This is a genomic window from Peptidiphaga sp. (assembly GCF_057238965.1).
In genome coordinates, this window is the sequence record NZ_DBHHEV010000009.1 from 18,445 (window position 1) to 27,500 (window position 9,056).

The window sequence follows — 9,056 nt, forward strand, 5'->3', positions numbered from 1 at the left end:
GGCCAGGACCCTGCTGGAGCGGCTGGAAACCCACCCCAAGGCGGAAGAGCTTTCGGGACGGGAATTCGTCTACTTCATCCAAGGGTACGGACCAACCAGACTGACGGTCGAATCGACGACGGCCTCGATTCGCAACGCCGTCGAACCGAGAGGGGTGCACTTTTTGGGGGCTGCCTCTGACATGGTCGAGCTGGCCGAGCTGCGGGAGACGATCGACGCCCAAGAGGCCGAGGCCTCCAGCGACTGACGACTGCGCGTGAGAACCTCTCGCAGGGATGCAGCCGCCCCCGGCGCCCCTCGCAAATCCAGGCGGGAGCGCCCCTGACGCGAAGACGGAAGGCCTGCTAACGCAAAGACCGCGCTACGGAAAGTGGCTTTCCTTCGGTTCCCGCGACCTTGGAAACGTCGGAGATGTCGCCGACGATCAACGAGTGGCTCTTGCGCCATGTGACGTACTTCGTCCCGAGGTTGACCATGGACGCCAACCGGTTTCGGCCTCCCATGAGGGTGGCGATGTGAACCATGTTCCACGTCATCCATCCCGGGAAGCCCTTCATCCGAGGGAAATGCTTGATCTCTGCCACGGCCGCGGCTCGCCCGATCGTCGCCATGATGCCGAGATCCTTGTACTTGAAAGCGCCCGGATCTTTCTTCTCGCCGAGGTCGGCGCGGATGGCCTTGCCGATGTGCCTGCCCGTCTGCTTGGCCGGCTGAGCGAGCTGGGGCAGCCCGCGCTCCCCTATCGAGGCGACGTCGCCCGCCGCAAAGACATTGGGGAAACCCACTGCCCGGAGCCGGTCATCGACAAGTATGCGCCCCCGGGCGTTCTGCGGAAGGCCCCACGAGTTCACCGCCTCGGGCACTCCCACGCCGGAAGCCCACAGGACGACGGCGGCCTCGAGGAAGTCATCGTCCCCGCCGCCGACGGGGGCGATGAGGGCGCCGTCCTTGCGCACTTCTTTGACTGCGGTCCGAAACATCAGCTTGACGCCGCGCCTTTCAAGCGCCCTCTTCGTGTATTCGGACGACTTGGGGTCGAACGGCCCGAGCAGGCGGTCGGCCATGTCGATGAGGACAACCTCGATCCCGTCGGCCCCGATTTCCGGGAAAAGCACGGGAACGTCTTTGTTCCGCATTTCCGCGAGCGCACCGGCGGTCTCGACGCCGGTGGGCCCGCCGCCGACGACGACCATTCGGATCTTCGCGCCCGGGCGTTTGGCCGTGGCGTCGAGAAGCCCTTGAATTCGATCGCGCACATCGAGCGCATGCCCGCGGGTGTAGAGCGGCAGCGCATTCTCCCGCGCGCCGGGAATCCCGAAATAGTTGGCGGCCACGCCGGTCGCCACAACGAGGTAGTCGTACGGGATGGCGTTCGCGCCGTCGACCGTGACCGTCCTGGCCGAATGGTCCATGGCGGTGACCTCGCCCAGTTCGACCCTCAGGTTCTTTTGCCCCGCCTGGATCGCGCGCAGATAGTACGTGATGTCCCCGGGGTTCAAAGTGGAGGTCGCCACCTGATAGAGGAGCGGCTGGAAGGTCGAATAGGGATTCTTGTCGATGAGCGTAATGCGGACCTTCGCCTTTTTGAGGCTGCGCGCTGCAGAAATTCCGGCGAAACCGCCTCCGACGATGACGACGCGGGGAACGTCCGCACGGTCGGATTCGCTTTCCGCAAGGGGCGTGTGTTGTGACATATACACAAGGATATCTTTAAGTAAGGTAAGCCTCACATAATTGTGTGGAACGTCAAAGATCGATCCCAAAGAAAGGAACGCCGACATGCCCGAGAGCAATCCCGCACGAGTCTCGTCGGCGGACGCGCCTCGCTTCATTCGCTCGCTGACAGACGAACGCAGGCGGGCAGAAGAGCAGGCTTCGGGAACGCCGGCGGGTTCGGCGACGACGGGTTCGGCGACGACGGGCTTGGCGACGACGGGCTTGGCGGCGGCGCGGCCAACCTTCATAGTCGCGATCGACGGAAGGTCGGGCGCGGGAAAGACCACCCTGGCGGGAAAACTGGAGAAGGAGCTCCGCGAGGAGGGCACTGCCGTCGCTGCGATCGAAGTCGAGTCGTTCATCGGCGGCTGGAACGGCCTGATCGACGGCGTCGAGACCGTCGCCGCCCAGATTCTCGAGCCCGTCCGATCCCGAGGGCGCGCGACGGCGCGCACGTGGGATTGGAACCGCGGCGCGTGGGCGGAGGAGGTTCGCATTCCGCCGTCGGGGCCCGTTGACGTTCTCATTCTCACAGGATGCGGGGCGGCGAGCGCCCCGTGTCGGCCCTTCGTCGACCTCGCCGTTTGGGTTGAGTTGGACGAAAAACGCCGTCGCGAACGTGTGGCCCGAAGGGAGGGCGACCCCGGCAGGTGGTGGCGGATGTGGGCCGAACAGGAGGATCTGCTGCCGCGAAGCGGGGAGCCCGACGTCGTCGTGGATTAGCCGTACCACTGCCTTCCTGCGTACCTCTGCATGGCGGTCAAAAGGCCGATCATCGCCACGACCCACGCCCACGACGGCTGCGGCGGGAAAAACGCCAGGCCGACGACTCCGCCCGCCCATCCGAGCGCAGCCAGAACGTCGTTGCCCCGAGACGAGAGCGGGCCGCCGTTGTTGTCGGAATTCAAGGCGAAGACCAAGGCCAGAACGCCGAGGACGACGGCGGCGACTCCCACAGCCAGCATGTGCGGCGGGTCGACGGCGAACCTGAACGCCAATGCGGCAAGGGCGAAAGTGAAAAGGCAGTATGCCGTCCACCGCCAAGGAGTCATTTTTCCTCCAGTTCTTCTGGGCGTCGCCGCCCGGGTCCTTCCGGGCGTTGCCACGCCCGAATTTTCCTGAGCGTCGCCGCTCAGGCATTTGCATTTTCACCGCGAAGGCCGCCTAGCGCCCCCTGGGCGGAAGCGGCCCCGCCGTGAGATTTCACGTCAGCCTACCAGCAGGCGAACGCGACCGCTGCGGACGAATCGGAGACGGGTGCGGGCACGTCGCCGCAAATGGCATGAACGCCCCGTTTTTCCTCGGACGGCTCGGGTCTCCCTCAGGTCGCCAAGCTTCGTTCGGACCGCTCAGATCCTTCCAGCCAACGGCGCGCGGCCAACAGCCGGCGCCAAGCCCCGCCGTGCGAGTTTCTCCCCCGACAATTCGGACAGTTTCCTTTTACGGGGCGTCGGACAATGATGCCCATGCAGACAGACGTGAAGATTGTCGACTCATCAATGCCAAATGACGTAAAATGCAAAGACCAATGAAGACAAAACTATCACGCATACAAAAGTCCAATCGGACGACAAACTTCCGTTAGGGTGAAAACAATGAGCGATGAGGGCCTCAGCGCTGTGGACTTTTCACGCGTGCTGTCCAAATTACCGGAGGGGCTGCCCATATCGGACCAATATGACGCGCGCAGGTCCGGCTCCGACCGCCTGCTTGCGGAAGAGCACTGGTATTCCAGCCCCAAACAGTCGATGGTCAGCTGGTACGAGGACCTTGAGGCCCCCGACGGCTCCACCCGCAAAAGGCGCTCGCTCGAAGCCCGGGTCGGATGGAATCGTTCGACGTCGCCGCAGGGAATGCTGTGGATCGCAGAAGCCCTGGGCGAAGACGCCGCCACACTCAACGAGGCCGTCGAGGAAGCGAACCGCCGCAAACGACTGACCAGCCAGTGCTCTGCCATTCGCAGGGCCATCCCGTGGGCGAGGATCGCCGAACTGCTGGCCGCACATCGAGAAGAAACCCAGGGGCATCTCAAAAAAGGGGCGAAAAACCTGGCAAAAGGGGCGGGATCGAAACTCACCGGCTGGCTGAGCGGCCGGCGCAGGGACTGCTGACCCTTTTCAAGGATTCGCAAGCTAAGCACATTATCATTAGGGAGACGGCCCGCGCAATTCGCCCTCAATTTGGCGGAGCTAACACTCCTTCTTTTTTCCTTGCCGTCTAGCGGAATAAACCTCGCACACACCCGCCCTGGGCAATAGTACCCATGACACAATGTCTCCTTGGCGGTAACAATATTGAGGAGTGGCGCTTGAACACGCGGAGGCAGAAAGCAACGCCACAGAGGAGGGAACATGCCGAAGAGACTGGTAAGAGCGGCCACCGTGGTGGCCTTATTAGTGGCGCTCACCGCATGCGAATCGTCAGGATCGTCCAACGGCAAGAAAAGTCAATCACAAACGCCGACGCAGATCGCTTCGACCGCCGCCTCGCCTCAGACCCGCGGAACGACGTCGCCTTCGGCGTCCTCGGCGCCATCGACAGCGCCCTCATCGAGCGAATCCAAGGCTGCGACGTCGGCGCCCGCCTCCGTCGAGGCCAGCGAAAGGCCGACGTCGACTCCGGCGCCCCCGCCCTCGCGCGACCATCAGAGTCCCAGCGAACCGCAGTCGTCGCCCCAATCGACAGGGGCGTTCACGACGTCGGTCGAGTGCACGCCCGTCTCGGGCGCCGAGTCCCCCGTTTCCAAGGTCGTCTTTCGAGGCAACGGAACGAAGTACTCAGCGCGTTTCGTGTACGAGGACGGCGTCGGCACGCCGCCGGACACCCTCGGCTACGTCGTCACGCTTTTCGGCGAGGACGGGGCGAACGGAGTTCTTTCAGCCGGGCACCTCAACGGCAAGAAGGTCTTTCCCGTCGAAGACGACAATTTCGTGGTCATCGAACACGGATATTTGACGATTGTGGAGGCGTACACCCGAATTCCGGGAATCACTCGCCCATTTAGCTGGTACGCTGAGGTAAAAGACACGGATAACACCATCGCTACCTGCGGCACCAAAACGACAGCCGTCTCAGTAGATTAGCGGGTCGCTTCATGCGCTTGCCGCAAGCGTTTATTATCATGGTGTATCAGGAGGCGGCATTACCGTCACATCACGCAAAATTGGAAGGACACGATCGTGTTTACCCCAGTTCAAAAGGGTTGCTGCAACCCATACCGGCCTAGAAAGCCTCAGCCCGCGCTCTTGGCGTGACACAAAGTAAGATTTCCCCTAGGGCTGCGCGGATTTTCGCGCGGCGGAAGATAGGCTGAGGTATGTCAGAAGGGATGCACGGATTCAAGGACGAGCAGCTGAGCGTCCTCGCTACGTGGAACCTGATCGAGCAGTTCAGCCCCGAGCCCATTCCCGAGCCCACCGGACGCAAACGGAGGTCGCGGCGCAATGGTCGGCGGCGCCAGGGCGAGGATTGGCGCGCCCAGCTCGAGCTGCCCTCCTCCGCACTGGGCGAGACGCCCGACGACGCAGCGGAGGACGCCGATCTGCCCGTTCGCTTCCACCGCTACCAAGGGGCGGAGGCACGCCGCGGCAAGGGACGCACCGGCGTGCAAGCGCCCCTCCCCGACTACCAGGTTCTGGATCTCCGCCCGGGAATGATGCTGCCCTGGCAGGAGATCGCCGACGCCGAAGCATTCGAAGGAGAGTGGCGTCACACCGTCTATCTGGGGTGTTTCACCGCCGAGAACATCGCTCGCGAGCTCGAATCGATCTTCGTCGATTCAACCGACAATTTGGCCGTCGTCCGCGGAATGAGCGCATGCGCCACGGTTCAGCTCGATTCCCTTGGCCGCGTCCTGCCGGAAACCGCCGTGCTGTCCTCCGCCGCGTGGGGAGTGGGGCGGGCCCGCGACCCCGGGCCGATCGTTCCCTGGTGGTTCCTCGGTTTCGACGCCGGCTCGAAGGAGCTTGTCAATTCGATTCGAACGTTCGAAGCTCGGCGTTCGTCAGACGGCCACCCGTCCCCGCAAACCTCGGATTCGCTGGCCGAACTGGTCGCAATCGCCCAATCGGCCGCCGGCGTGACGCGAATTCCTTCGCTGGCAAGGCCCGCCGTGCGGATCAAGAGCGTCAGGGTCCGCGAGCCCGGCGCGCCCGGAGCGCACGGCCTTCCCCCCGACGTGGGCGAGGAGGACAGCCTCAACAGCCCCTTCCTCGACGAGATCGCCCTCGCCAGCGACCTCATTCGCCGAGACGACGCCGGAACGGCGCTCTCGCGCTTCCTTTCGCCCGACAGAGCGGTCAACACCGCCCGCCGACACGACATGCGCAAGCGCAGCGCTGCTATCGACGCCCGGCTCAGCGCCACCCGCATTCCCGCCGGCAGATGGCCCGCCGACCCTGCCCTGCACCTCTCGCGCAACCAGCAGTTCGCGGTCAATCGCGCTATGCACGAGCTCTCCGACAGAGGAGGGATCCTCGCAATCAACGGCGCGCCGGGCACCGGCAAGGCCGCCGTCGTCCGCGAGATCCTGGCGGGCAACGTCGTCGAACGCGCGCGCAGGCTGTCACGTCTGCGCGATCCGAGGGACGCATTCACCGGAACGATTCACACGTGGGACGACGGCGCCTCCCGCCGCGAGGTTCCCCAGCTCAAGCCCGAGCTCACAGGTTTCGAGACCGTCGTCGTGTCAGCCGGGCCGACCGACACCCTAGCCGAAGAGTTCCTCTCGCCCTCCTTCGTGGCGAAAAAATGGCGTTCGGGCGACGCGTTCTTCAAAGGCCTCGCCGCCTACGTCAACCGCGGCCGCACCGTTGCGGCCTCCCGGCCCGAGGGACGCCCCGCCGCAGCGGGCTCTGGCCAGAAGGCCTCCGCGGCGGCTTCGGCCCGGTCCGGCAACTCGCCGTTCGCCGGCCTGCCGCTGAACGACTCTCTGCTCATAGACTCAACGGCCCTGTCGAATGCAGGGTTCCCGTTGCCCTCGGTCTCCTCGGAGGACGTCGGCGGATCTCTCCCGCCGATTGACATCGCCTCCTTCGCGCCCAAGCAGCGCCCCGACGGCGCCTCGCTGCTGAGCAACGCCAAGCTTGCCGTCAAGCAATCGGCTTTCCATATGGGAAAGGCGGATCCCTCCCTCGCAGAGGCCTCTTCGGATCCGGCGTTTTCGGATCCGGCGTTCTCCTTTGCCTCGGCCGCCGCTTCCTCAGCGGGCTCTCGGCTTTCTGCGGCGTCGGCTCTCGCGGCGTCGGCGAACCGGACGGGGTTCGGCTTTCCCGCGTCGGCGGGCGCGTCGGCAGAGGCCGCGGCGCCGGAGGATTCCGCCTTGTCGACGCAAAGCGATGCGCCGACGAACGAAAGCGCGGCCGCCGACGCGGCGCAAATCGGCGCGACGGTCGATGCGGCGGAGGTAGAATCCGCGCCGTCCGCAGACTCCGCGACTTCAACGGACCCGGGGTCGAACGCCCCCTATTCGCCGATGCAGGAACCCGCTTCGGCCGAGTCCGATTCGGCAGGCGATCCGGCGCTCGCGGGCTTGGACGCTCCCGCGGCCTCGGCGCCCCCGGCAGACTCCGCTCTCTCGGCCGCCTCGGCTGCGCCCGCCCCGTCCTCCGACTCGCCGGACCAGGCATCGTCCCCCGATGAGGCCGCGTCGCAGTCTTCCGCCTCGCCTTTGTCCGCTGCGTCAGCCTTTTCTGCGGCGTCGGCCATTTCAGCGCAGACGGCCCTGTCAGCGCCCTCGGCGCCTTCGCCCGATTCGCCCGCGCTCGGCATGGGAGGCGAATCGCCCGCCCTTGCCGGGGCCCCGGGCGATCGCGAGAGCGCCGCAGCCTCCCCCTCCGCGGACCGGCCTTCGGACGGCGAAGCCTCCGACGCCTCGGGCGCTTGGGCGATGGTCGCCGCCCAGCTCGACACCAAAGCGCAGCAGGCCGCCTTCCGCCGCGATTACTGGTTCGCGGACGGAACGGCAGGCGTCGCGGGGATGAACGCGATCCTTGAGGAGCAGACGATCCGGCGCGACAACCTCCGGCTCGCCGACTGGGCAAACGCATGCGCAGCCTACGCAGAGGTGGAGAAAAAGGTCGAAGCGCTTCTCCAGCAGCGGGTCGACGCCGAAAGGCGGCGCGACACACTCGCCCAGCTCCCCACTCGCCTCGCCCGCGCCGAAGACGCGATCTACGTTGCGGTGGCGGATTTGCGGGAGGCGGAGGCCTCGGTTCCCGAGCTCATCGACGCGGCGGCGTCCGCCGAACGCGAGCTTCGCGCAGCGAGCGCGCTCGTCCAAAGCCAACGCAAGGAAGAGCCCGGGCTGTTCCGCAGGATCGGATCGGGAGGGGGCGCCAAGCGCGGGTGGCAGGCACGCTACGACGAGCTCAGCGCACGGGAGGCCGCCGCGGCGGAGGCAGACGGGCTCGCCCATGCGGCTCTGGCTCAGGCCGAGGAGCTCGTGCGCGCCCGCGCCCGCCGCGTCAGTGCGATTCAACAGGAATTGACCCAGATCCGGGCTGACATCCCAAGGCTCACCCGCCAATGCGAAGAGGATCGGCGGCTGTGGGGAAAGTCCTATCCCGGGGCCCCGCAGAGCGAGGCCGAGCGGGAGCAGAACACGCCCTGGCTCGACGTCGAACTCGACGAGGCCCGCTCGGAGCTTTTCTTGGCCGCCCTGAAACTGCACGCCGCCTTTCTGCGCGCGGCAGCCGAGTTCACCCATCCCGGGCTTGATGCGGCCACCGACGTCGTCGCCGGGAACTGCCCGAACAACCTCGAGCCGGAGAAACTGACCGCCGCGTGGCAGCTTTTGTTCCTCGCCGTTCCCCTGGTCTGCACGACTTTCACCGCCGCGGCGCGCATGTTCCACTCGATCGGGCGCGAGGCCTTCGGATGGCTTGCGGTCGACGAAGCGGCCGAGGTCAGACCCCAGATGGCGGTGGGAACGCTCGCCCGGGCTCGACGAACCGTCGCGATCGGCGACCCCCTGCGTCTGGAACCCACCGTCGCCGTGCCGATGAAGACGAGCATGTCGATCGCCTCGATGTACGGGACGGCCCAATGGCTCGCCCCGGGGGCCTCCGTGCAAACGCTCGCCGACCGCGTCAGCAGCTACGGCACCACCCTGCACACCGGCAAGCGAGCCGACGGCGAGCCCTCCGCTGGCCTGTGGGTCGGCATCCCGCTGCGCGTGCAGAGCCGCTGCTCAGAGCCGATGCACTCGATCGTCAATGCGATCGCCTACGACGGATTGCTTTTCGCCGGCGCCGCCGGCTCGCCGACGTCGATTCAGCAAAGCGCATGGATCGACATACCCGCCGGCAATCCCGGAAGCCATGTACCGCCCCTTGAAATCG

The 9,056-nt window shown here is 65.8% G+C and carries 7 protein-coding genes; 5 read left to right on the forward strand and 2 right to left on the reverse strand.

Translation table 11 applies throughout. The annotated features are described in order from the left end of the window. Nucleotides 1-247, forward strand: a 247-nt coding sequence (locus ACO48X_RS02350) for a hypothetical protein (RefSeq protein ID WP_485000171.1), incomplete at its 5' end; no start/stop codon positions are given. Nucleotides 248-344: 97 nt separating this feature from the next. Here ACO48X_RS02350 and ACO48X_RS02355 read toward each other — a convergent pair. Beyond that, nucleotides 345-1,694: an NAD(P)/FAD-dependent oxidoreductase gene (locus tag ACO48X_RS02355; protein ID WP_485000173.1), complete on the reverse strand. Its 1,350-nt coding sequence runs from the start codon at nt 1,692-1,694 to the stop codon at nt 345-347. 85 nt (nt 1,695-1,779) lie between these two features. Between ACO48X_RS02355 and ACO48X_RS02360 the strand changes: the two genes are divergently transcribed. Continuing rightward, a complete protein-coding gene (locus tag ACO48X_RS02360) occupies nt 1,780-2,439 on the forward strand; it encodes a nucleoside/nucleotide kinase family protein (RefSeq protein WP_485000175.1) in 660 nt (219 codons plus the stop codon). Here ACO48X_RS02360 and ACO48X_RS02365 read toward each other — a convergent pair. After that, on the reverse strand, nt 2,436-2,768 hold the full coding sequence (locus ACO48X_RS02365) for a hypothetical protein (protein ID WP_485000177.1): 333 nt from the start codon (nt 2,766-2,768) through the stop codon (nt 2,436-2,438). The genes ACO48X_RS02360 and ACO48X_RS02365 overlap by 4 nt on opposite strands. Before the next feature lie 543 nt (nt 2,769-3,311). Between ACO48X_RS02365 and ACO48X_RS02370 the strand changes: the two genes are divergently transcribed. The 3 genes from ACO48X_RS02370 to ACO48X_RS02380 all read left to right on the forward strand — a co-directional run. Further along, the gene (locus ACO48X_RS02370; RefSeq protein WP_485000179.1) at nt 3,312-3,827 is read left to right on the forward strand and encodes a hypothetical protein; all 516 of its coding nucleotides are present in this window, start codon (nt 3,312-3,314) and stop codon (nt 3,825-3,827) included. 240 nt (nt 3,828-4,067) lie between these two features. Then, the gene (locus tag ACO48X_RS02375) at nt 4,068-4,799 is read left to right on the forward strand and encodes a hypothetical protein (protein ID WP_485000180.1); all 732 of its coding nucleotides are present in this window, start codon (nt 4,068-4,070) and stop codon (nt 4,797-4,799) included. A gap of 233 nt (nt 4,800-5,032) precedes the next feature. After that, on the forward strand, nt 5,033-9,056 hold a 4,024-nt coding region (locus ACO48X_RS02380), incomplete at its 3' end, for a hypothetical protein (RefSeq protein ID WP_485000182.1).

Coding starts and splice junctions, on each gene's coding strand:
- ACO48X_RS02355 (WP_485000173.1), bottom strand. CDS start 1,694: ATGTCACAACACACGCCCCTTGCGGAAAGCGAATCCGACCGTGCGGAC.
- ACO48X_RS02360 (WP_485000175.1), top strand. CDS start 1,780: ATGCCCGAGAGCAATCCCGCACGAGTCTCGTCGGCGGACGCGCCTCGC.
- ACO48X_RS02365 (WP_485000177.1), bottom strand. CDS start 2,768: ATGACTCCTTGGCGGTGGACGGCATACTGCCTTTTCACTTTCGCCCTT.
- ACO48X_RS02370 (WP_485000179.1), top strand. CDS start 3,312: ATGAGCGATGAGGGCCTCAGCGCTGTGGACTTTTCACGCGTGCTGTCC.
- ACO48X_RS02375 (WP_485000180.1), top strand. CDS start 4,068: ATGCCGAAGAGACTGGTAAGAGCGGCCACCGTGGTGGCCTTATTAGTG.